Annotated in this window: 19 protein-coding genes and 1 rRNA gene; 6 read left to right on the top strand and 14 right to left on the bottom strand. The window is 64.9% G+C overall.

The window, feature by feature from the left end; genetic code table 11:
- Window positions 1–113: ribosomal RNA gene (locus tag ACSC1P_RS11255) — 16S ribosomal RNA — on the bottom strand; the annotation flags it as partial.
- A gap of 811 nt (window positions 114–924) precedes the next feature.
- Window positions 925–1,233: a non-histone chromosomal MC1 family protein gene (locus ACSC1P_RS11250; protein ID WP_435360243.1), complete on the bottom strand. Its 309-nt coding sequence runs from the start codon at window positions 1,231–1,233 to the stop codon at window positions 925–927.
- Window positions 1,234–1,475: 242 nt separating this feature from the next.
- On the opposite strand from ACSC1P_RS11250, the gene ACSC1P_RS11245 reads away from it, so the two are divergent.
- Together ACSC1P_RS11245 and ACSC1P_RS11240 are read left to right on the top strand one after the other, a co-directional pair.
- Window positions 1,476–1,673, top strand: a complete 198-nt coding sequence (locus ACSC1P_RS11245; protein ID WP_267641674.1) for a hypothetical protein — start codon at window positions 1,476–1,478, stop codon at window positions 1,671–1,673.
- Window positions 1,674–1,742: 69 nt separating this feature from the next.
- Entirely contained in the window at window positions 1,743–2,798 is a 1,056-nt protein-coding gene (locus tag ACSC1P_RS11240; protein WP_435360242.1) for a quinone-dependent dihydroorotate dehydrogenase, read from the top strand.
- A 42-nt stretch (window positions 2,799–2,840) separates the two neighbouring features.
- On the opposite strand, the gene pheT is transcribed toward ACSC1P_RS11240, so the two are convergent.
- The 3 genes from pheT to ACSC1P_RS11225 all read right to left on the bottom strand — a co-directional run bounded on the left by pheT (window position 2,841) and on the right by ACSC1P_RS11225 (window position 7,251).
- Window positions 2,841–4,607 (bottom strand): phenylalanine--tRNA ligase subunit beta, encoded by a 1,767-nt coding sequence (pheT, locus tag ACSC1P_RS11235; protein ID WP_435360241.1) that lies wholly within the window; start codon window positions 4,605–4,607, stop codon window positions 2,841–2,843.
- Complete coding sequence (gene pheS, locus ACSC1P_RS11230) at window positions 4,607–6,109, bottom strand: phenylalanine--tRNA ligase subunit alpha (RefSeq protein WP_435360240.1); 1,503 nt, start codon at window positions 6,107–6,109, stop codon at window positions 4,607–4,609. Before pheS ends, pheT begins: the two co-directional genes overlap by 1 nt.
- Before the next feature lie 584 nt (window positions 6,110–6,693).
- Window positions 6,694–7,251 carry a hypothetical protein gene (locus ACSC1P_RS11225; RefSeq protein ID WP_435360239.1) on the bottom strand — a complete coding sequence of 186 codons (558 nt, stop codon included), beginning with the start codon at window positions 7,249–7,251 and terminating at the stop codon, window positions 6,694–6,696.
- A gap of 160 nt (window positions 7,252–7,411) precedes the next feature.
- On the opposite strand from ACSC1P_RS11225, the gene ACSC1P_RS11220 reads away from it, so the two are divergent.
- Both ACSC1P_RS11220 and ACSC1P_RS11215 read left to right on the top strand, forming a co-directional pair.
- Window positions 7,412–8,065: a class I SAM-dependent methyltransferase gene (locus tag ACSC1P_RS11220; protein WP_435360238.1), complete on the top strand. Its 654-nt coding sequence runs from the start codon at window positions 7,412–7,414 to the stop codon at window positions 8,063–8,065.
- A 343-nt stretch (window positions 8,066–8,408) separates the two neighbouring features.
- A complete protein-coding gene (locus ACSC1P_RS11215; protein WP_435360237.1) occupies window positions 8,409–9,122 on the top strand; it encodes a class I SAM-dependent methyltransferase in 714 nt (237 codons plus the stop codon).
- Here ACSC1P_RS11215 and ACSC1P_RS11210 read toward each other — a convergent pair whose 3' ends face one another.
- On the bottom strand, window positions 9,123–10,778 hold the full coding sequence (locus ACSC1P_RS11210) for a hypothetical protein (RefSeq protein ID WP_435360236.1): 1,656 nt from the start codon (window positions 10,776–10,778) through the stop codon (window positions 9,123–9,125).
- A 140-nt stretch (window positions 10,779–10,918) separates the two neighbouring features.
- Window positions 10,919–12,484: a tryptophan--tRNA ligase gene (locus ACSC1P_RS11205; RefSeq protein WP_435360235.1), complete on the bottom strand. Its 1,566-nt coding sequence runs from the start codon at window positions 12,482–12,484 to the stop codon at window positions 10,919–10,921.
- Between the two features lie 428 nt (window positions 12,485–12,912).
- On the opposite strand from ACSC1P_RS11205, the gene ACSC1P_RS11200 reads away from it, so the two are divergent.
- Entirely contained in the window at window positions 12,913–13,398 is a 486-nt protein-coding gene (locus ACSC1P_RS11200; protein ID WP_435360234.1) for a hypothetical protein, read from the top strand.
- 38 nt (window positions 13,399–13,436) lie between these two features.
- Here the strand turns inward: ACSC1P_RS11200 and endA are convergent, their stop codons facing one another.
- Together endA and ACSC1P_RS11190 are read right to left on the bottom strand one after the other, a co-directional pair.
- The gene (endA, locus tag ACSC1P_RS11195) at window positions 13,437–14,486 is read right to left on the bottom strand and encodes a tRNA-intron lyase (protein WP_435360278.1); all 1,050 of its coding nucleotides are present in this window, start codon (window positions 14,484–14,486) and stop codon (window positions 13,437–13,439) included.
- Window positions 14,487–14,560: 74 nt separating this feature from the next.
- Window positions 14,561–15,316, bottom strand: a complete 756-nt coding sequence (locus tag ACSC1P_RS11190) for a topoisomerase DNA-binding C4 zinc finger domain-containing protein (RefSeq protein ID WP_435360277.1) — start codon at window positions 15,314–15,316, stop codon at window positions 14,561–14,563.
- A 403-nt stretch (window positions 15,317–15,719) separates the two neighbouring features.
- Between ACSC1P_RS11190 and ACSC1P_RS11185 the strand changes: the two genes are divergently transcribed.
- Window positions 15,720–16,379, top strand: coding sequence for an HAD family hydrolase (locus ACSC1P_RS11185; protein WP_435360233.1), 660 nt, complete (start codon window positions 15,720–15,722; stop codon window positions 16,377–16,379).
- Here ACSC1P_RS11185 and ACSC1P_RS11180 read toward each other — a convergent pair.
- The 5 genes from ACSC1P_RS11180 to ACSC1P_RS11160 all read right to left on the bottom strand — a co-directional run bounded on the left by ACSC1P_RS11180 (window position 16,268) and on the right by ACSC1P_RS11160 (window position 21,844).
- A complete protein-coding gene (locus ACSC1P_RS11180) occupies window positions 16,268–16,849 on the bottom strand; it encodes a hypothetical protein (RefSeq protein ID WP_435360232.1) in 582 nt (193 codons plus the stop codon). The two genes, ACSC1P_RS11185 and ACSC1P_RS11180, sit on opposite strands and share 112 nt — an antisense overlap.
- A 59-nt stretch (window positions 16,850–16,908) precedes the next feature.
- Window positions 16,909–17,385: a hypothetical protein gene (locus tag ACSC1P_RS11175; RefSeq protein ID WP_435360231.1), complete on the bottom strand. Its 477-nt coding sequence runs from the start codon at window positions 17,383–17,385 to the stop codon at window positions 16,909–16,911.
- Entirely contained in the window at window positions 17,382–17,879 is a 498-nt protein-coding gene (locus tag ACSC1P_RS11170; RefSeq protein ID WP_435360230.1) for a hypothetical protein, read from the bottom strand. The genes ACSC1P_RS11175 and ACSC1P_RS11170 overlap by 4 nt, the downstream gene beginning before the upstream one ends.
- 99 nt (window positions 17,880–17,978) lie before the next feature.
- Window positions 17,979–20,324: a DEAD/DEAH box helicase gene (locus tag ACSC1P_RS11165; RefSeq protein WP_435360229.1), complete on the bottom strand. Its 2,346-nt coding sequence runs from the start codon at window positions 20,322–20,324 to the stop codon at window positions 17,979–17,981.
- 107 nt (window positions 20,325–20,431) lie between these two features.
- The gene (locus ACSC1P_RS11160; protein ID WP_435360228.1) at window positions 20,432–21,844 is read right to left on the bottom strand and encodes an MATE family efflux transporter; all 1,413 of its coding nucleotides are present in this window, start codon (window positions 21,842–21,844) and stop codon (window positions 20,432–20,434) included.
- Between the last annotated feature and the right edge of the window lie 104 nt (window positions 21,845–21,948).

The raw sequence follows: 21,948 nt of genomic DNA, 5'->3' as shown, positions 1-21,948 counted from the left end.
AGGGTAGTTTGGCCACGTGTTACTGAGCTATCTGCTACGAATATGAATTCGTACAACTAGCATGGCTAAATCGAACTCCAATAGCAATGACCTCCGGCAGGATCAACCGGAATGCTCCCAGACCATAGTGGTCCGGGGGGCTTGGCGGGTACACCATCGAAATGGTGTATCCATGTATTGCGTGGTCCGAGTTCAGTGAGCCGACCGACGAAGCCGATCAGGCGTCACCGAACTACCAAAGCTAACATCAGATTTCGTCTTGACGGCGGACCGCAGGGGCGAAATCCTCATTTCCTTACGGACGTAAGCGTACTCCGAGACAGGTATTAAACCCATCGAAGTTCGTTTTCGTTCGGTAGGCTGCCCCACCGAACACCGTCCGAGATTAAGCCACGGGTTCAACGTGACTCGAATCGCGTTGTGTCGTTCGCGTTAATATCCCAACGCCCTGTTACACTTAAGGGCACCGGTCTGTTGCCGACGACGGCGTTCAAAGCCGACGGGCGAGCGTGATTCGAACTGAAGCCCCAGTCATATATAAGGGCAACGAACCGCGCATCGCGGTGCCGAGATGGCGTGAGATGTCCTGCCTCCGTGCCGGGTCGCGGCCAGAGGGAGTGGCGGTGTGCGCCACGTCGTTCGCATTCTGACGGATGGGTGTCGAACACTTAAGGCCGTCGAACCGAGGGACGTGTGAGAATCGGGTGACGTGAGGGTATTTTACCGTGGTAATGACCGCCAAGAATCGACGGTGACTGAGCAGCAGCTCACGAGGTTGAATGTCACGCGGGTGGAGGCCGACCGGTCATTCCGCGCAGTTCGCGTTCGGTCTGGTCGGGTGTGAGCCGCGTACCCGACACTGCGTAAGCCCAGTAGAAACGATTGTTGGTTTCGCGTACTCACGCGCTGCGCGCGTGGGCACGGCTATTCGTCGAGGTGTTCGATTCCTTTTTTCGAGACGTTTGCCTCCGTGATGTCACCCGGCATCCAGTCGGGTTTGTCGTCTGGGGCGTTCTCGCGCCACGCCCAGCCGTCGTAGATGTGTACCTTGTCGGTCCCTTTCTCACGGAGTCGGAGTTCGATCCGGTCGGCGGCGTCCTCGCTGGACGCCGGCTCCAGTCGACGTGCCGCTTTCAGTGCTGCTTGGCGCGGCGTGTTCCCCGAAAAGACACTCGATTCGTCACCGTCCGTTTCACGAAGTGCGAAGTTTCGCTTACCGTCTTCACGTACCATGTTTTTCCCTCCATGTCACAGCAACACACGACCACTCATAAAGATATCCCCCGAAAACGGGGGACAGCGACGGTGTGTTTATATACTGGTTGCAAAATCATGGTCGTCGCCGTCGGTCGATTCGTGGGTCCGACGAAAGGAGACAGGTGTGAACGTTCTGTACGCATGACCTGTCGTGTCGCTCCACCCGTAGAAAACACTTAAGTACCTCGTGTGGCGAACACACGAGATAGACTACCGCGATGGTACGGAAAAAGAAGTTGAGTCCGAGTGGTGCCAAGGACGAAAACGGCGAATACCACAACGTTCACATCAACCTGCACGAGGACGAACTCGCAGTCGCCGGCATGGAGATCGGCGACGAGGTGTTCGTGCGTGTGCGAGAGGACAAAATCATCATCCAGAAGGCCGACCAGGACGAGGTCGAACACGAGTTCTGACGCCGTATCATCGGTCTGCACGCGTGGCTCCGTGATGCTTTTACGGGTCCGCAACGCCCAGACGCGTAGATGAGTCTCTACGACGTTCTGAAGCCGGTGTTGTTCACGCTCCCGGCAGAGACGGCACACCGCGGCGTCCACGGGCTGTTATCCACGGTACAGGGGACACCTGTGGAGCAGATGCTCGCCCGGCAGTACGGCGTCGACGACGCGCGCCTGCGTGTCGACGCGTTCGGCCAGAGGTTCCCGGCGCCGGTCGGCGTCGCAGCCGGGTTCGACAAGAACGCGGAGGTACCACACGCGCTAGCGGCGCTTGGCTTCGGACACGTCGAGGTCGGGGGCGTCACCGCCGAAGCGCAGTCCGGCAACGCCAGGCCACGGATGTTCCGCCTGCGCGAGGACCGTGCCATCGTGAATCGTATGGGACTAAACAATCAAGGCGCAGACCGCGTCGGCCGTCGCCTACGCGAGATGGACCACCCCGACGTCCCCCTCGGGGTGAACCTCGCCAAGTCCGAGTCGGCCAGCGCCGAGGAGGCACCCGAGGATTACCGCTACACCTACGAACGAGTCGCCGACGGCGCGGACTTCTTCGTCGTCAACGTCTCCTGTCCCAACTCAGAAGGCTTTCGCGACCTCCAGAATCGCGACCAGATGGAGGCCATCGTCGGCGAACTGGTCGATGCCGGAGCCTCACCCCTGCTCGTGAAACTCTCGCCGGACCTGCCCGACCCGGCGGTCGAGGACGCGCTCGACATCGTGGACGACTTCGACCTCGACGGCGTCGTCGCGACGAACACGACGACCGACCGACCGTCGTCGCTCCAGAGCCCGAACGCCGCCCAGACCGGCGGCCTCTCCGGTGCGCCCATCGAGGACCGCGCCACCGAAATGGTCCAGTTCGTCGCGGAGCGAACCGACGTTCCAGTCGTCGGTGTCGGCGGTGTGTCGAGCGCCGAGGGGGCCTACCGGAAGATTCGCGCCGGCGCGTCGCTCGTGCAACTCTACACGGGACTGGTGTACGAAGGCCCGTCACTGGCACGAGACATCAACCGTGGCTTGCTCGAACTGCTGGAGCGAGACGGCTTCGACAGTGTCGAAGACGCGGTCGGTGCGGACCTGTAATCCGCACCGGAAAAACCGAAAATAGACTGTTTTCTGCTGGCTTCAGCGCAGCGCGTCCAGTTCGAACTCGAACGCCGCGACCGGCAGTTCGAGGTCGTGTTCGACGAGTACAGCGGGGTGCACTTCACCGATGACGCCCGCAGTCTCGCCGTCGATGACGACGTCCGCAGTCCGGCCGTCGATGAACGACGGGTGCTCGGTCGGCGGGGTTTCGAGTTCCACGTCGAAGTTCCGCGCGAGCGCCTGCAGGCGCGCCTTCGCGTCCTCGTAGGACGCGTCGTGGCGGGCCAGCGCGCCAGCGACGGTCCGGCGCTCGTTCACGGAGGAGTTCTCGGCCTCGTCGTAGTACGCGGCGAGGCCGACCTCGGCCACGTCCTGTGGGTACGAGCGGTGCGTGTTGTTCGAGAGCACCATCATGAGCGACGGGAGCGCCCACGAGCGAAGCATCGTGTAGTCCTCGCTGTATGGTTCCGTGATGGAGACAGGTGGCTGTGCCCCGAGGCAGTCGTCCGTCTCGTAGTCCAGCTGGAGCCGGTCGTAGTTCTCCGACTCCGAAATCATGTGGAAGTTGAGCATGTCCTCGAAGCCGAGACCGACGAGCTGGTCGCGGACCGCGTCTTCCAGCCCGGTCCGCTCGTGGCGGCCGCCGACGGTCCCGACCTCGGGATACCGCGGTTCGAGTTCGTTGAAGCCGTAGGCACGGCCGATGTCGTCCACGATATCGAGCGGGTGGAGCACGTCGACGCGGTACGGCGGCACGTCCACGTCGTAGCGGAGTTCGCCCTCCTCGTCTTCGCCTTTCTCCGCGTCGAGACCAGCGCGTTCCAGCAGGTCGACGACTTCGTCGGGGTCGAGCGAGACACCGAGCAGCGTCTCGACGCGGGTGTGCCGGACGTGCTTGTCGCTGGTCGAGAAGTCCGGTCGCACCAGGTCGACGCCGGGGTCGACCAGTTCGACTTCCTCGTCGGCGTAGATGGCCGCGTCCGGGTAGTCCACGGTGACCTCCTCGATGGTCGCGCCGCGGGCGTCGAGTGCGTAGCAGACGATGTTGCACATCTTGTCGATGGTCCACTGGTCGGTGCCCGTCATCTCGATGAACAGGTCACGGGAGTCGGTGCTGACCTCGGTCCGGCGGCCGTTGATGACCGGTGGGAACGAGAACAGGCCGATGTCGTCGTAGATGGCCGGGTAGCGCTCGTAGCCGCGGACGAGGTCGGCGTACGTCTCGCCAGTCGGGTGCTCGTCAAGGACCTCCTCGGGCGTCAGTTCCTTGTCGGAGTCGAGCGGGACGAAGCGGTCGCCGTCGGGGTCGACACCGACGTACTCGATGCTGTGGCCGGTCTCACCGTCACCAGCAGCAGCACCTTTCAGCATCGTCAGGTCGTGAATTCCGATTGCGCCTTTCGCGCGCTTTCGGCCCATCGTCGCGTGGAGTTTCTCCTGCAACTGGATGAGCGAGTCGAGTCCTTCCTCACTGAGGTTCACGCCACGGGCGACTGCGCCGGTGACGTACGGGCGCTCGTCGGGCACGGACTCGTCGACGCGGATGGTCCAGTCGGCGTCGTTCGTCTTCGGGACGTACACACCCCGGTCGTCGCCGTACTGGTAGCGAAGCGAGCGCGCGACGCCTTCGACCGAGAGGCGGTCGAGGCGGTCGGGCGCGAACTCGAGTTGGAACTTCTCGTCCTCCGTCTCGCCCTCGTATTCGAGGCCGAGCGCGAACATGTCGTCTTTCAGTTCCTCGTCGGACTTCTCGTCGTGGCCGGTCAGTCTCCGGAGTTCGTCGGGGTCTACGTCTACGACTGGCATCAGCGAATCACCTCCGCGTTCCGCAGGAACTCCAGGTCACTCAGCGTGCCGTGGACGTCCCGAATGTCTTCGAAGCCGTGCGTCAGCATCAGCAGGCGTTCGAGGGCGAGCCCCCACGCCATCACGTCGCACTCGACGCCGAGCGGGCGCAGCACCTCCTCGCGGAAGATGCCCGAATTTCCGATTTCGACGAGTTCCCCGGTCCGGGGATGCTCGCCGAACAGCTCGAAGCTCGGCTCCGTGTACGGGTTGTAGTGCGGCTTGAACCGCAAGTCGGTGATGCCGAACTGCTCGTAGAACTCGGTGAAGGTGCCCATCAGGTCACGGACCGAGAGGTCCTCAGCCATCACCCAGCCCTCTATCTGGAAGAACTCCAGCAGGTGGGTCGCGTCGAGCGTGTCGTTGCGGTACACCTTCTCTACACTGAAGTACCGCTGTGGCGGTTCGAGGTCGCCGACGGCCTCCCCGGAGAGGTACCGCATCGACAGCGAGGTGGTGTGTCCGCGGAGGTCGACTCCGCGAGCCACGTCCTCGGTCCACGGCGAGTGATACCCCTCGCCGTCTTCACCGACGCCGTGCTTGTGGGCGTCCTCGACGCGTGCCACGAGGTCTTCCGGCAGGTCCTTCATGGGCGGCACGTCCAGCGCGAACTGGTCCCAGTGCGTGCGGGCCGGGTGGTCCTGCGGCATGAACAGGCAGTCGTTGATCCAGAACTCGGAATCGGCGTGCGGGCCTTCCATCTCCTGGAAGCCCATCCCGACGAGTACGTCTTTGACCCTATCCGCGGTCTGGCGCAGGATATGCTTCTTCCCGCCGTAGAGCGTCTCGGCGTCGGCCTCGACGTTGTACTCGGCGAAATCGGCGTCCTGCCACTCGCCGCTGGTGAGCAGTTCGGGCGTGACCTGGCCGACCGTCTCGGCCACCTCGATGCCCTCCATCATCGCCGTCACGCCCTCGTCGGTGAGCGTGACGAACCGCTCGGTCGTCTCGACGCGCCGAATCAGGTCACGTCGCTCCAGTTGGTCGAGGAGTTGGGTGTCGGTCACCGACTCGCCGGCGGCCAGTGCCGCGAGCGCCGTCGCTTCCACGTCCTCGGCCGGGTCCGCGTCCGGGTTCGCCGACAGTTCGCCGCTGTCGATTACTCCGTACCCCTTCCGGGCGTAGTTCGCCAGCGCGATGTCGACGAGGTCCCCGAGGCCTGAGGCCCCGATGACCTGTCCCATCGAGACGGGTTCGTCGTCGGCACCCGCCTCGACAGCCGCCTCGTACAGTCGAACCTCCGGCAGGCCGTCGTCGAGATAGTTCTCGGCCTCCTCGGTGAGTTCGACTCGTTCCGCTGTTCGCTCCTCGACCGCGAGGAGTCCCTGTTCCTCCAGTTCGAAGGCCGCGCCCACGACCGACTCGGGCTTTTCGCCCACCTCGTCGGCCAGCGCCCCGACCGACTTCGGGTCGGTCGCGCTCGCGGCTTCGAGGACCGCGGCCTGTGTCGCTGCAAGTTGCATTGCTTGTGTCTGGTTGCTCCGGTCAGTCAGTTAGCTATTCCGAACGAGCGCGCGATTTCGTCCGCCGAGGCCGTCCTCGCCAGCGTCCTTCGCGCTCAGTCCACCGCAAAAAAGCCGACTCCCCGGTCGCACTGCTCGGGTGCTGGCACGCTACCACCGCGGCGGGAGTCGGTCGCCATGTGGTGTGAGTATCGTCGGCCCGGAGAAAAGCCTTCGGGAGCGACTGCACGAGGTGTTTGACGGGTCGACGACGAGGACACGAACACTCCGGCGCGCGAGGACGAACGTGTCTGAGCGACGCCGAGGCGACGGAGTCGCCTCGCAATGCGAAGACCGTGAGGAGCGCGCGAGGGATGAGCCGCCTCGCCGAAGGCAGGCGGCGAATCGGTTGGGGAGGTAGTGGCTGCGGTATGCACCATCGTGATTCGGGGATTGCTCGGCTTCACAGCCAGCACTACTCCCGACAGCAGTGACCTGCTTCTCGAAGGCACCGTCCACGGTGAAGAGACGAAAACGACCCGAAACGGCGAAAATGGCGGCGAAAGTTTACACTGGACGTAAACTATCGACGTGAATCGACGAAATCAGCTGCCCCAGTCGAACCCGCCGTCGTCGATATCGGGCTGGCTCGACTGCTGGCGATTCCGAGTACGTGACCCACCGTGACCAGTCCCACTCGGCGACCCCTTTCGTGCCATCAACTCGGACACTGGCACCGAACTGCCGAGTGTGAGGTCGTCCATATCGAGGTCGTCGACCATCGAGCCGCCGATTTCGGCGGCGAGTGCTTTGAACTCCTCGTGAGCAGACCCACCAGTGTCGCGCTCGGTGTGGATGTCGAAGTCGAAACCGCTCGCGTCGACCGACCCCGTGGCCGGTTCGTCCGGTTCGTCGGGTGGGTCGACCGTCTCCTCGACTTCGGAGAGTGCATCGTCGAGGCGGTCGAGTGACCCGCCGCTGTCGTCGGTCGGTTCGTCGGTCGTGTGACGGTCTGAGAGGTCGTCGAGGACGCCGACGGCCTCACTGTCCCCCGTATCGTTGTGCTCCGCAGCTGCATCGGCAGTGTCGACGCCGAAGGCGTCCGCGAGCGCCCCGAGTTCCCCTGTCCTCGTGTTCCCACCGTCGGACTCCCGGGTTGGCATGGCTACCCGTTCACCGTACCGGTAGTTAATTCCTTGCACTCTCATGTTCATTTTCTAAATGTTTTCTCGGTAACAGCTAAGAGACCAAGCGTCGGAGCCGCCGAGAACCGTCGTCTCGAACACCGGAAGGCTATTGCTGCGCCGTCTGTCACTTTCTCACATGCCGTTCGATTGGGAGCGCGATTTCTACGCCGCGACCGACTGGGACCGCGGGGCGTACGTCGGCGGCGACGATATGCCCGGCCACCTCCGCACGTTCGTGGAGCGCGTGGTCGACGAGGTTCCCGAAAGCGTCGGCGACGTGGGCTGCGGGCCGGCACTGGTCGACTTCGAACTCGCACCCGAGTACCCCGACACGCAGTTTTACGGGTACGACCTGGCACCCTCAGTCGTCGAGGCGAACACGGAACGAGCGCGTGAGGAAGGCATCGACAACGTCCACTTCGCGGTCGACGCGCTGCCCGACCTCGCTGTTGAACGGGAGTTCGACCTCGTCTACTGCATGGCCACCCTCTACTTCGTCGACGACGCCGAGGCCGCCCTCACCGCGCTGTACGACCGTGTCGAGCCCGGCGGCCACCTCGTGTTCAACTATCCGAACCGCTACACGCAGGCGTGGGCACGGAACGACATCTCGGACCAAAAGCGCGAGGCGTTCTCGCTCGTTGCCGACGGCGAGAACTTGCTGACCTACGAGGCTATCGAAGACGTGTTGGGCACTCGCCCGCGAAGCTACTGGACCGCGGTCGACGCGCGAGACGAAGACTACGCCAGGCGGAGCGGACCGGCCGTGTACGTGCCGAACTCGCGGTGATTGCGAGGTGATTCCGGTGCTGGCGTAGGCGGCTTTTCTGGGGAGCAGTCCGCGAATCATGACGCACCTGTTGCGGTTTCTGGTTCGGGGAAGCAGTTCACGACTCACGACGGAACATGACCGTAGCCACACCCTCCCCATCCGATTCGCGGTGTGTCGGTCACTACGTTCCCTCCACACCGCTCATCCCTCGCGCGATATCGTCACCACCACTCGCTCACGTCCGTTCGCTCGGCTGGTGACAGCGCGCGCCAGAGTGGTTGTCTCGACATCGACGACCCATCTGGCCCACCGAGCGCGACGTGACTCTTCGCTTATCTTCGTTGACAGCCTTTTGTAGAACGTGTCACAGAACGCCATCACCGACGCGACGTGGGCTGACCCGGGGACGGCCACCGCCTGGGAGGACATCTACAGCGGGGGGAATTACGAGCGGATCGCGTACATTGGTCGGGAGGTGATGCCCGGCCTGCTTGCACGGTTCGTCGCCGACCGATGGCCGCCGATGGCCGAGCGACCCACGGGCGGCCCCGACGCCGTCGCCTCCGTCGGCTGTGGCCCGGCGGTCGACCTGTTCGACCTCGCGGTTCGCTTTCCCGATACCGAGTTCTACGGCTACGACGTGTCCGAGTCGGTCATCCGTGACAACCGCCGACTCGCCGCCAAGTACGGCTACGACAATGTCCACTTCGCGGTCGACGCACTGCCCGACTTAGAGATGGACCAGGAGTTCGACCTCGTCTACTGCATGGCCACCCTCTACTTCGTCGACGACGCCGAGACCGCAGTCGCGGCCCTCTACGACCGAGTCACCGACGACGGCGTCCTCGTGTTCAACTACCCGAACCGCTACACGAAGGCCCGCTTCGACCGCGAGTTCGCTGGGGCACGCCGCCAACTCTTCGGCCACGTGGTCGACGGCGACAATCTACTCTCCTACCAGAGAATCGGCGACCTGCTCGGAACCCGTCCCCGCGACTACTGGGCCGCAGTCGGCGCCCGCGGGTACAGTTTCGTCGGCCGCGACACGCCCTGTGTGTACGTCGAAAAGGCGTAGTTACAGCCGTTTCTCCGACAGGCCACCCGAGTTCACCCAGACGAAGCCGTCGTCACCTTCCGTTCGTTCGACCGGCGGCGGCGCGTCGAGTTCACACTTGTCCTCGTAGCTGATGCGGACTTCGTCGGTCTCGGCTGCAGGGAACGTCGGGACGAAGGTGTCGTCGTCGAGCAGTCCACCGACCGTAAGACGCCCACCCGCATCGAGGGCCGCACCGTAGGCAGCGAGTCGGTCGTCCTCAGATTCTGGCCGGACGCCGACGCCGAAGTGCTCGTTCTCGACGCGGGACTCTCGCGCGCCGCGCTTGAACGCCTCTAGGTCGCCTGCGTCGAACCCGTCGTACTCGGGGTCAGTCCGGCCCGCAGACTCGGTCGCGGCGTCGTCGGCCATGTCGTCGAACAGGTCGTCGAGTGCGTCGTCGTCGCTGCTGCTGCGTGAAACCGCCGGCGAGCCACCGGCGAGTTCGAAGCCGCCGGTGTCCGTGCTGGGCGACGAGGAGCCGGAGCTGGACGACGAAGAGCCGGAGTCGACCGAAGTGGCCAACGTGTTGGTGCTGCCGGTGGCTGTACTGGCACCAGAAGCAGCGCTGGTACCGGTGGGTGCGATACTCGCGTCGGTGGTCCCTGCACTGCCGCCGTCGTCGACCCCCGACGACCCACGCGGTTCGAACGACCAGCCGCTGGTGTCGTCGAAGAACGAGGCACTGGAATCAGCGCTGGCAGTCGAGTCGACAGCCGTCGCCTCGTCCGTGGTGGCTGATTCGGCTCCCTCGTCGGCCGAGTCGGTCGAAACCCCAGATTCCCCGTCGCCGGTGTCCACGAAGTCGATGAACGGTTCGGCGGAATCGTCGTCGGCGAGGACCGAATCGGGGTCAGGACGAACCGCCGCGATGTCGTCGGTGAACCCGTCGACGTCCCATCGGTCGCTCGTTTCGGTCTGGCCGGCGGAGAATCGAGAGCCACTGCGCCGTGGCGAGACCCAATCTGGCAGCGGAATCTCGTCGTCCGCGTCTTCGTTCGGGTCGTACGCCGGCGGCTGTACCGCCGACAGGAGCGGGCGGTCGAACACCTCGACGCGGAGGCCGTAGCTGTCGCGAATCCGGTCGAGTTCGTCCGTCTCGACGAGCGCGAACCGCCAGCGGTCGGTTCCGTCCGAGAGTTGGACGAACTCGCACTCTAACCCGTACAGGAGTCGGGCGTTCACGGCGTGGACCAGCGCCGGGTAGTTGTAGTCGTCGAGGTCGGTGTCAGGGTACGAAAAGTCCATCTGGCGGGTGATGCCGTTCGCGTCCGTCACCGCGACGGTCCACGGTTCCGGCGCGTCGCCGGGCGCATCAAGCGGGCGGCCCCTGGCATCGGTGAGTTCGGCCGACCAGCCGATGGCCTCGAACACCGCGTCGAACTGCACCTGCGGCGCGTGCGACCAATACCGGGCCGGCGCGTCGATGCCCCGCGATGCGCCGACGACGGTCCGGCGGACGAACTCGGTCGGGTGTTCGGCTCCCGCCAGCGACTCCTCGATGGTGGTTTCGAGCGAGTCGGCAGAATCGGTCGTGTCGGTCTCGTCGCGGACTTCGTCACTGGATACCCCGAAGGCACCGAGCACGTCGGCGCAGACGACGGGGTCGTGCGCGTCACGACTCGACCGTGAATCCATTCGACAATGAGATGTTGGACCGGCGATTTATATCTTGCCCAGAAGATGTGAATTTAGAGTCATGATGGCCGCAGTGAACGTTCTGCGCGAACTGCGGCGACGACGCGATGCGGCGATTCGAGGCTGGCTGGCCAGCCCAGCTATCGCAACGAGTCGAAGTCGATGTCGAGGTCTGCGAGCAGTTCCTCGGCTTCCTCGCGCTTTTCCTGGTGGTCTTCGAGGAACTCCTGCATCAACTCGGCCGCCTGCTCCTTGCACCCGCCACAGAGACGCTCGCCACCGACACACTCGTCGTACACTTCCTTCGCGATGTCGTCGTCGTCGCCAGCGAGCAGGTAGGCGTACAGTTCGTACACCGGACACTGGTCGGCCTCGCCGCCGAGTTCGCGCTGTTTCTCAGCGGTCTCGCGCCCGCCCGTCGTCGCGGACTTCACCTTGTCGTAGCCGTCCTCTGGGTCGTCGAGCAGGCTGATGTGGCTCGCCGGGACCGACGAGGACATCTTTCCACCCGTCAGCCCGGTCATGAACCGGTGGTAGATGGACGAGGGCTGGATGAAGCCGTAGCCGCCGTTGTCGAGTTCGACCTCGCGGGCGAGTGCTTCGGCGTCCTGTCTGTCGAGTTCGAACGAGTCGATGTGGCCCTCGTAGACGCGCTTTTCGCCCTCGACGGCCTCGATGAGCGCCTCGAACGCCTCGTCGGTCGCCTTCCGGTCGAAGAAGCGGATGCGCGGGCGAACCGGTTCCTTCCCCGCCGCGGCCAGCTTCTTCACCGCGGACTCACGCGCACTCGACGGTTCTGGCTGGTGCTCGCGGAGCCAGTCGGCCGCGTCCTCACAGCGTACGTCGCCGTTGCCCGCCTCGTCCGTGAGTGCAGCGTACGCGGCGGCGATGAGTTCGCGCTCTGCGTCGTCGGCCTCGAAACTCGCGTACGCCTTCGAGACCTTGAAGAAGCGCATCCGGGTCGCGAGGTCGCGGGCGAGGCGGATGTGCGGGTCCTGGTCCGGCCCGACTGGGATGACCGTGGGTTTCGGCTCGTCCAGCTGCGGGTAGAGGATGTCCGCCATCTGGGTGACGACCGACTGCATGTGCGACACGTCCGTCTCACCGTCGAAGCCGTAGATGGCCTGTAGCTCGGAGTAGTTCGCCTCGATACCGAGTTCGAACGCGAGGTCCTGCAGTTCGCGGTTGTCGGACTGGCGGTACAGTTCGCCCTTCTCGGCGTCGAAGCCGAGCGCCAGCAGACTGAGGATGTAGTCGCGAGCATGCTCGTCTATTTCGCCCCACGTGAGTCCGCGAGCCGAGTGGGCTTCGAGGTCGGCGATGAGACCGTAGGCGTCGCCGCCCTGCTGCTGGTGCCAGATGATTTCGTCGAAGACCAACTTGTGCCCGATGTGCGGGTCGCCGGTCGGCATGAACCCGGAGAGGACGGCCCACGGGTCGTCCTCGCGCATCGCCTCGGCGACGGGCCGGTAGTCACGGTGGCCGAAGATGACGCCCCGGCGCATCAGGTAGTGCGGGTTCGGCACTTCGGGCAGCACCTCGTCGAACTCCTCGATACCGAACTCCTCGAACAGTTTTCTGTAATCGGAGACCGTCGACGACCCCCACGGGTCGAGTGCGACCTCGTCGGCACCCTCGGCTGCCGTCTCGCCGCCGTCAGTGAGGACCTCGTCCTCGGGTGTAGAAGACTCTGAATCGCGCGTCATGTGAATACCCGAGAGTGGCCCCGGCGCGCGCAAAAAGCTTCGCTTCTCGCGTGTATCGTCGTCGGTTTCTGGAAGTTCTGGTTGACGTTTTCGTCTGTGAAATCGATAGTCGGTCTAGACTGTTGACGACGACGAGTAGTTCACGACTCACGACGGTAGAGACCGCGGCCACACCCTCCCCAACCGATTCCTCACTCGACTTCGTCGAGTTCGTCATCCCTCGCGCGATGCTGGCTCGCGGCCTTCGGCACGCTCACCAGCGCGCGCCATGCTGGTTGGTTCTGTTCCAGCGTTTCGGGTGCTTGGCCGATCAATGTGGGAAGACTATTCTAGGCAGTACCCTCCCCGTCTAAATTGGGCGACCAGTGAAGTGTCGAAGAGACGAATTTTTCAGTGTGTGCGACCGCAGACCGGTAATCGGGATAGTGATGGCAATTATCGTGTTTTTAGCTGGCTGTACAACAGTTCCCTTCACTGGTCAGACTGACCAAGAGCAATCGGTCCAGATTCGAGTTGGCAACAACGGCGAAACGACCCAGACTTTCGAGGTCCACACGGTTGAGCCAGGGACGAATTTCACTATAAACTATCCTGGCGACAGAGTCGGAAATCACACGATTGGTGAAGGTAGCAGACAGATTAATTCTGGAGACGGCAGCTATTTTGAGTCAGTCGAGGTACCAGATTCAGCGCGAAATCACGGGCAATACACGTTACAGCCTGGCCAGGGAACCGAGAGGAACATCACGGAATTTTCTTCCCCCTTTGCTGTCATCATCGTTGTCTACCAATCCGAAAAGGAGGTTCTCGCCGTCGTTAGTGTGAACTGTGGCGACGCCTCACTCACTGGCCTTGAGGTCAAAAGTGATGAGAACTCAGGCAACGGCGTGAACGTTGCCCACTCGTGCGAGTAAACTTCGTCAGGGGTGAGCGAGTCCTAACGAGTCAATTTTCAGGGCGTCAATCGACCGACCCGAAGCCACGTCACGTCGCCAGCAGACCCATCGTCGTTCGTTTCCACGAACCCGAACACCATCTCCTTGCGAACGCCGTTCGCCAGTCGCACGTCGAGCGCCAGGTCACGCGGGGCGAAGACGTGCCCATCGGGCAGCACGCGAATCAGCAGTTCGGAGTGGCCGAAGTCGTCGACGGTTTCGAACTCGGCGTAGGTCCGGAAGTCCGCGCCGAACTTGAAGCCGGTCTTGGGCACGACACCGAACTCGCGCAAGGCGGCGTACACCCGCAGGCGGCGGTCGAATCGCTCGCCTTCGACCTCGCGGCCGCGTTCGCAAACCGTCTCCGGACTCGCGTCGAGCGCCCCGTGGGTCGCCAGATACGCGGCTTCGACGAGCGAGAGTTGCACGGCGTCGAAGTCGGCGTCACGACCCGACAAGGGCGTCCCGTAGAAGCCCTCGTGGTACAGTCGGTCGGGTGGGTTCCAGCAGGTCGCGCGGTCGGCGAGCAGGTCGCAGTCGACGTTCTCGGGCAGGTCGACGCCTGCGGTTCCCTCGATGTCGGGGTGGTCCGTATCGAGGTAGGTGATTTCGGACTCCTCGTCGACGACGGCGAGGACGCAGTCGCCGAGGTCGCTGGCGGAGATCTCCTCGCGCTCGCCGATAACGCGGACCCGGTACAGCGCCTCGCCGTCGCCGGGGCCTTTCCCGCGGGGGTAGACGACGAAATCCTCGCCGCCGGCGTCGAGTCGCTTCAGCCAGTCGGCGCGGGCGGGCGAGAGGTAGAAACCACGCTCGCGCAGGTCGGCGTAGACCAGAAACTGCGGCACGAAGCCGGGGTCGGTCGTCTCTCGCATGAACTCGCGAAAGCCCATCCCGTCGACCGAATCGAGGTCGTCACGGTACAGCAGGTGTGCGGCCTCGACCGGCGCGAGCGCCACGTCGTTGCCGTCGAGCGGGTAGCCGTAGCCCCGCGAGTCGTGGAACCGCTGGCGCGCGTCTTGGCCCACGTGGACCACGTCGCCGTCGAGGTGTCCGTTCATAGACAGGGATGTGCTCCGGGCGGGCAAAGTGATGACGGTCCGGGGCGAGTCGGTACGGCTCCGCCCCCGCTCCGCGGCTATCACGGACCCGGGTTGGCCTGCACCTCCTTCGCCTGCTCCTCGCACGTGCTGTCGAGACACCGTCGGCCCGAAGCCGTCTCGAACACCGGCAGGCCACAGTCGCACGTCCCGGCGACCGACCCCGAGGGGAACGAGTAGCCGGTGTCGCAGTCGGGATAGGCGTCACACCCAGCGAGCAGGCCACCGCGACGGATGATTCGCAGGTCGTCGCCGCATTCGGGGCAGTCCCACGCGCGGTCGAACCGCTCCGTGACTGCGTCGTCCAGCGACTCGCACTCGCGGTCGACGCAGAGGTCCAGCGGCGCGCCGCGCTCGACGCGCATCCGTGGGAGACCACAGTCGCACCGCCCGCCGTGGACCGTCGCGTCCGTCGGAATGCCGTGGTGGCGCGAGCAGTCGAGACAGGTCACGGCACGGCGGGTTCGCACGAGTGCGCCGTCGCAGTCGGGACACGGCCCCGCAGGCGTTCCGGCCGCACTGGTCCGGTACGAGCCTGCGAGGTGCAGGTGATGGGACTTCACGAACAGCTTCTGGTCGCCGTCGCGTGCCCGCAGGTCGAGGGCGTCGTCGTGGGTGACGAACACCTCCGCGGCCCGGGTGAGCCACGCGACTGGCTGGTAGCCGCGTGCATCGTGGACCAACACGGTGTCGTCGGGTTTGACCACCACGACGACGTTGCCGCGGTGCTCTTCTCGCCGGTCGCCGTCGAAGACGACGGTGCAATCCCCCGCGAAGAGGCGGACTGAGGCAGACATGGCGACGATGGCCGCGGGCTGGTACTTGAACTCTGGCACGGCAACGACTGCCGACTTTCCGGGTGGCGCGCGCTGAGTCGCGTGCCTGAGCCCTGCGAAGGCCGCGGGTCGACATCGCGCGAGGGATGAACCCGGCGGAACGTAGTGAAGCCCGGCGAATCGGATGGGGAGGTAGTGGATGTGGGGTGCGTGGGAGGCGACGGTGCGGTCATGTACCATCGTGATTCGTGACCTGCCCGTCCTCAGCAACAACCGGAGCGATAGCCGAACGAGCAGCCACAGCACCAGCCGAACAAGCAGACACAGCACCAACTGACCGAACAGCCACGACTGAACCCCAAGCGAACAGTCACAAAACTTCCCGTTCCCCGAAAGGGAAATACCCTCCCTGCGACCACCAACCATGAGCCACCGTGCGGTGCTGTTCGACATGGACGGCGTACTGGTCGACTCAGAAGACTACTGGGTCGAACGCGAGGAGAACGAGATTCTCCCGTGGGCAGTCCCCGACGACGAGATCGCGGTCCGCGAGATTACCGGGATGAACTACCGCGAAATCTACGACTACCTCGACGAGCGCTACGACGTGGCCGTCTCGAAGGCCGACTGGATCGCCCGCTTCGACGAGACCGCGGTCGACATCTACACGAAACACGTCGAGTTGTTGCCAGGCTTCGCCGCGTGGCTGGCCGAACGCCGCGAGGCGGGTATCCCCATCGCGCTCGTCTCCTCGTCGCCGCATCACTGGCTTGACCGGGTCTGCGAGCGGTTCGGACTGGAGTTCGACGCCATCGTCAGTGCCGAAGACGTGGACGCCCCCGGCAAACCGGAACCGCACATCTTCGAGTACGCCGCGGAGCAGGTCGACTGCGAACCCGAGGAGTGTGTCTCGGTCGAAGATTCAGAACACGGCGTCGCGTCGGCAGTCGCCGCCGGGACGACGTGCGTAGGCTATCGCTCCGGCGCGGACGACTCGGTCGACCTTTCCGAAGCCGAAGTCGTCGTCGACTCGCCCGCGGACTTGCTCGGGACGGTCGACGAGTTGCTCGGCGTCGGAGAGTGAGACGCCGGTTCCGCAGGCGAGGCCATCGTCGCGGTCGCGGTCACGGCCTCGCCCTCGGTGACTGCGCGGTCGGCGACTGAGTCGTCGAGGTGAGCGCCGAACTCACGTCTCGCGGTTTCGACCGGTACGTCCTCGGCGACGAGGTCCGGAACCGGTTCGCGCAAGCCCCGAGACTCGTCGATCCACCACCGGAGCGCAGGGATGGCGAGCAATGCGACGAACCCGGTCCACGACGGCAGCCCGACCGACGGTGCGAAACTGGTGAGGAGACTGGTCGCTCCGAGGGCGAGGCTGTACGGAATCAGACGGTTCGAGAAGGACACTCGTTTCGCGGCCATCTCCCGCTCTCGAACGTGTTCGTCGCCCTCGCCAGCGGGCACGGCACGGTGTCTGTCGTCGTCCGTTCCGTCGTCGTCGCGCGAATAGCGGAGCACGTCGACACGGAAGACTTCGTCACTGACGGGCGGCACGAGTCGACAGTATGGTGCCAGACTGATATTTTCTCGTGTACGAGCGCGTCGAAAACAGGTCAGTCCAGCTCGGCCTGTTCGTCCGCTCCGGCCGCCCGGGCCGGCTCCTCGGCTGCACGTTCGACACCGACCGAGTCGTCGAGTTCGAGCGGTTCGAACCGCTCACTGGCGTCGGCGACCGAACAGTCGACGGCGACGAGGTCCGGCACCGAATCGAACGGGTCGTCGAAGTCGAACCACCAGAGCACCGACGGATAGGCGGTGACCGGGACGAACGCGGCCCACCAGGGCAGTGCGAGTCCGAACGTGACGACGGTCCCGAGGATGCACAGGCCGGCCGGAACCGCGACCCAGCGTGCGAATCGACTCGCGCCGAGTCGGCGGCCGGCCTCGTCGCGGGCCGCGTCGACGCGCGGGCGACCGTCGCCAGCGGGAACCGCGAGATAGGAGGTGTCCTGCCCGTCGTCGGTGTCGGGGACGCGGAGGACGTCGACGCGAGGCCGGACGGCGTCTGCCGGGGTCGCTGTGCTGGTCACCGACTCGCCTCCTCGCTCACCGTCGTCGGCTCAGTCGCCGCCTCATCGACGGCAGCGTCCCACCCGGCTGCTGCGACACTGACGTCCCAACGCCGCCGGGCTTCGGCCGCCGGAACAGCAGTCGCGATGACTTCCGACGGTTCCCGGTCTGGTCTCGCGAGGTCGATCCACCACACGAGCGACAGCGAGACGAGCGCCGCGATGCCGGCGAACCAGAAACTGAGTCCGAGTAGCCAGAGTCCTTGGAGGGCGAAGAGCGTCACGCCGAGGGGCACAGCGACCCACTTGAACAGGTAGTGCTCGCGCCGCTCCGGACCGAAGTCTTCCTCGGCAGCCGCCACGATGGCCGACCCGCGCCCAGCCGGGACCGCCCGGAGCGTCGGGGATTCCCCGGACGACAGCCCGACCCGACTCGATAGTCGTGACAGGGGGCCGCCGTCTGTCGCACCGGAGAGACGGACCACGTCGACCCGCCGCTCCGCCGGAGGTTGCATACACGCCGATACCTATCGAACGGAGGAAAAGTTTGTGCTCAGCGGAGTCGCGCGTGCACCGTGGTCGCTGCTGGCGACGGCCGAGGAGCGAGGAGCGACTCAGTCCTGTACGCGAACCGTCCGCGTCTCGGTCACCGGCAGGAGCGGCAGGTCGGGGAACGCGACGGACACTTCGTAGGTCAGTTCGTCGTCAGTCGCACCGAAGACGCCGACAGGGACCGTCGCGGGGTCGCCGAGATACGTCTCGGTCGCACTCATCTCGACGCCGTTGACGGTCACTCTGATTCCTGCGTTCGCGCCGCCCTCCGTATTCCGAACCGTCACGTCGCACATCTCGTTCTCGCCGCGGGCGATGGTGTCGGGGAAGCCGCCCCAGTCGATGTCGACGGCGGGGAGGTCGGCCGCGGCCGACTCGATTTGCTCGGAGACACCCTCGGAGAGCCCAGCCGAAACGAGTCCAGCGATTCCCGCGTCGACCACGTCGCCGGGCGTCTTCAGGCCCTCTTTCGCCAGCTTGCTCGCGCGACCGGCACCCACGCCGTCGATGGCGGTCAGGCCGACTGCCTCGGGCGGGACACCGTTCTCGACGCGGGCTTCGACCCGGCTGGCGACGTTGGTCGCGTGCGGGTCGGCGAAACGGTCGAGGAACGACTGCAGCGCGGCGAGCAGGCGCAGGCCGTTCTGCTTGATGACCCACGCGTCGGAGCGCAGGTCGGCCGGCGTCGTCCCGTTCATCGACCCGACGAGGATGGCGAGCACCTTGCGGCCGCCCGCGTCCATGTCGCCCGTACTCTGCCCAGTGAGCATCGCGTCGACCGACTCCTTCTCGGCCTGTCGGGCGCTCACGCTGTCGAACTCGGCGGCGGTCGCGACCGCTCCCAATACCGCTTTCTCGCCGATACCGTCGTGCTTCGCGAGGTCTGCAAAGCGCTTCGCGGTCTCCAGTCGGAGGTAGTACTTCGAGGCGAGCACGCCGAGGCCAGTCGCCGAGACGGAGAGGTCGTCACCGGTCTCGACGAAGCCACTCTCGACGAGCGATTCGAGGACGCCACGAACTCGTTCACGGAGGCTGGCGAAGTCGTAGTCGTCGGGGTTCGACTGCGCGCGCTGATAGTAGAAGGTGGTCTCCAGCCACGCCATCACGTCGTCTAAGTCGCGAATGGTCCCCATCGCGATTTCGGCGTTGAGGTGCGCATCGAGGTTACCTGCGAGTCGGCTCTCGATCTCCTTGCCCTCGCGGAGCAGTCGTCGGTACTTTCCGGCGTCGCTCCCGTCGCAGACGACCCAGCCGTAGCCCACGTCGTCGTATCCCGGGCGACCGGCCCGGCCGAGCATCTGGAGCACGTCGAGCGGACTCATGTCGACCTCGCCTTCGAGCGGGTCGTGGAGTTTCGTGTCGCGGATGACGACACAGCGGGCGGGCATGTTCACGCCCCACGCGAGCGTCGACGTGGAGAAGAGCAGGCTGAGTTTCCCCTGCTTGAACCACTCCTCGACGCGGTCTTTGTCGTTCTTCGACAGTCCGGCGTGGTGGAACGCCACGCCGTCGATGCAGGAGTTCCGGAGGGTGTCGTTGTCGAGTTCCTGCGTCTCGGTGTGGAAGTCGTAGTCGCCGCGGGCACCCATCGCCACGTCGCGCTCGGCCACCTCGTCGCGGGCCTTCTTCGCGGCCTGTACAGTGTCCTGTCTGGAGGAGACGAAGACGAGCGCCTGCCCGTCGTCGTTGATGTGCGGTTCCGCGAGGTCGATTGCGCGATACAGTCGGCGGTACTTGTCCGCGAAGGAGTTCTCGCCGTGGCTGTACGTCTTCACGCCGGCGTTCAGGTCGACCGGGCGGTAGTCGTCGCCGAACTCGAAGGTGTTCTCCGGCGGTGTGTCCAGCCAGTCCGCCACGTCCTGCACGTTCGGCATCGTCGCGGAGAGGGCGACGACGCGGGGCGCACAGAGACGGCGCAGGCGCGAGATGGTCACTTCGAGGACCGCTCCTCGTCTATCGGAATCGAGCAGGTGGACCTCGTCGATGACGCAAACGTCGATGTCAGTGATGAAGTCGTAGCGGGTCGTGTCGTGCTTGCGCGTGGCCGAATCGAGCTTCTCCGGCGTCATCACGAGGATGTCAGCATGCCGGGCCCGACGCGGGTTCAGGTCGCGCTCGCCTGTGACGACGTAGACCGAGTAGCCAAGTTCCTCGAAGCGTTCCCAGTCGGCCTCTTTCTCGTTCGTCAGTGCGCGCAACGGCGCGATGAACAGCGCGGTACCCCCCACGTCGAGCGCCTGGCAGATGGCCAGTTCGGCGAGCGCGGTCTTCCCGCTCGCTGTCGGCGCGCTCGCGACGACGTTCTCCCGCGAGTCGAGCAACGCGGGCAGCGTCTCGCGCTGCATCCGGTTGAACTCCTCGAAGGCGAAGGCGTCGGCAAAATCTGGTACGACCTCGGCGACCTCCATTCTCGTTCCACAACCAGTTCCGCGGTGTCAAGAACGTTTCCGTCGCGGAGCGAAAGTGGTCCGGGGATGGTTCCGGGGCGACGACGGCGATGGCCAGAACGGCGGCGTCACCCGCTCGCCGACTCAGACGCCCGGTCCGCTGCCCGCTCCAACATGCCGCCAGCGGTCAGGTAGCGGTAGTACACCGCCAGACCGATGGCCGCCAGCACGTTCGAGAGCGTGACGCCCCAGAAGACGGCGACGACGCCGTAGTCTAGGACGTACACACCGACGAGCGCGACCGGCAGGCGGACACCCCAGTACTGCGCCATCGAGGTCAGCATGCTGGTCCGGGTCTTTCTCGCCCCGTCGAAGCCCGCGCGGAAGGCGTACGTCGCCCCAATGGCCCAGTAGCCGACCGCGAGAATCTGGAGGTAGTCGACGGTGAGTTCGAGCGCGTCAGGCGTGATGTCGGGGACGAAGAACGTCGCGATTTCCGTAGGAATAGCGAACTGTATCACACCGACGACGACCATCGCGGCCACGATGATGCCCGCACTGGTCCACGTGGTCTCGCGCGCCCGACCAGTCTTGCCCGCGCCGAGGTTCTGCCCGACGATGGACTGGGCCGCCTGCTTGAGCCCGCCAGCCGGAATCCACGCAATTGCGGAGATGCGCGCACCGAGCGTGTAGGCGGCCAACCCTGCGGCACCGCCAGCGGCCAGTACGACGCTGACGAGGGTGAGTCTGACCGCGTCCTGTGCGAGTCGCTGGCCCATGCTCGGCAGGCCGATGTCGACGAGTTCGCGCCAGTCCCCGAAGTCGAAGACGGCGGTGGCGCGGGTGAACGAGAAACTGTCGCGCGGCCCGAGTGCGAAGCCGACGACGAGGAGCATCCCGACCGTGTAGCCGATTGCGGTGGCGAGTCCGGCACCCTGGACGCCCATCTCCGGGAAGGGACCGATACCCCAGATGAGCAACGGGTCGAGCGTGAGATTGACCGCGACGCTGACGACGTTCACGTACAGCGCGACCCGGGAGTCACCCCACCCGATGAAGGCACCCTCTGTCGCGTCCGAAACGGCCATCGCCGGCACGCCAAACGTGTAGGCGACGAAGTAGGAGATGGCGAGCGGGGCGACCGGCGAGTCGGGCTGGAGAATCTCGACGACAGACTGGATGAGCGGTCCCGACGTGACGATAGCGATAGCGGAGAGCGGAACGAGGAGAGCGAGACTGAGTAGGACGGCGTTGAACGCGCCACGGCGAGCGCTCGATTCGTCGTCGGCACCGACCCGTTGTGAGACGAGGACCTGTGTGCCGACGAGTGGAATCAGGACGAACGCGGAGAGGACCGACGTGAGCGGGAAGACGAGTCCGACGGCGGCGACCGCGTTCTCACCGATCTGTCCGACCCAGAACGCGTCGACGACGAGCTGTGCGAACTGGACGAGGTTCTGCACGATGAGAGGTGCGGCCAGTAGCACGAGCACCTGTGGAATCGACCCACTGGTGATGTCATCACGTGACACGTCGAACATTCACTAGTATCTGACTGGTACGTCCCAGACACAAAACTCTGTCGTCAATCACCGATGGAAACCCTTCACTAGTGTCGAGTTTTCCACTGGAGGGGCGGAATCCC

The organism is Haloarchaeobius caseinilyticus (assembly GCF_051207395.1).
Lineage (GTDB): Archaea > Halobacteriota > Halobacteria > Halobacteriales > Natrialbaceae > Haloarchaeobius.
The sequence above is the reverse complement of the archived record's forward strand: the minus strand, read 5'-3'. Positions and strand labels throughout refer to the sequence as shown.

What these genes read in the sequence shown, in the direction of transcription:
- ACSC1P_RS11245 (WP_267641674.1), top strand. Translation starts at nt 1,476, where the DNA reads ATGGTACGGAAAAAGAAGTTGAGTCCGAGTGGTGCCAAGGACGAAAAC.
- ACSC1P_RS11225 (WP_435360239.1), bottom strand. Translation starts at nt 7,251, where the DNA reads ATGCCAACCCGGGAGTCCGACGGTGGGAACACGAGGACAGGGGAACTC.
- ACSC1P_RS11165 (WP_435360229.1), bottom strand. Translation starts at nt 20,324, where the DNA reads ATGGAGGTCGCCGAGGTCGTACCAGATTTTGCCGACGCCTTCGCCTTC.
- ACSC1P_RS11250 (WP_435360243.1), bottom strand. Translation starts at nt 1,233, where the DNA reads ATGGTACGTGAAGACGGTAAGCGAAACTTCGCACTTCGTGAAACGGAC.
- ACSC1P_RS11170 (WP_435360230.1), bottom strand. Translation starts at nt 17,879, where the DNA reads ATGCAACCTCCGGCGGAGCGGCGGGTCGACGTGGTCCGTCTCTCCGGT.
- ACSC1P_RS11160 (WP_435360228.1), bottom strand. Translation starts at nt 21,844, where the DNA reads ATGTTCGACGTGTCACGTGATGACATCACCAGTGGGTCGATTCCACAG.
- pheT (WP_435360241.1), bottom strand. Translation starts at nt 4,607, where the DNA reads ATGCCAGTCGTAGACGTAGACCCCGACGAACTCCGGAGACTGACCGGC.
- ACSC1P_RS11190 (WP_435360277.1), bottom strand. Translation starts at nt 15,316, where the DNA reads ATGTCTGCCTCAGTCCGCCTCTTCGCGGGGGATTGCACCGTCGTCTTC.
- ACSC1P_RS11210 (WP_435360236.1), bottom strand. Translation starts at nt 10,778, where the DNA reads ATGGATTCACGGTCGAGTCGTGACGCGCACGACCCCGTCGTCTGCGCC.
- ACSC1P_RS11205 (WP_435360235.1), bottom strand. Translation starts at nt 12,484, where the DNA reads ATGACGCGCGATTCAGAGTCTTCTACACCCGAGGACGAGGTCCTCACT.
- ACSC1P_RS11240 (WP_435360242.1), top strand. Translation starts at nt 1,743, where the DNA reads ATGAGTCTCTACGACGTTCTGAAGCCGGTGTTGTTCACGCTCCCGGCA.
- ACSC1P_RS11220 (WP_435360238.1), top strand. Translation starts at nt 7,412, where the DNA reads ATGCCGTTCGATTGGGAGCGCGATTTCTACGCCGCGACCGACTGGGAC.
- pheS (WP_435360240.1), bottom strand. Translation starts at nt 6,109, where the DNA reads ATGCAACTTGCAGCGACACAGGCCGCGGTCCTCGAAGCCGCGAGCGCG.
- ACSC1P_RS11200 (WP_435360234.1), top strand. Translation starts at nt 12,913, where the DNA reads ATGGCAATTATCGTGTTTTTAGCTGGCTGTACAACAGTTCCCTTCACT.
- ACSC1P_RS11185 (WP_435360233.1), top strand. Translation starts at nt 15,720, where the DNA reads ATGAGCCACCGTGCGGTGCTGTTCGACATGGACGGCGTACTGGTCGAC.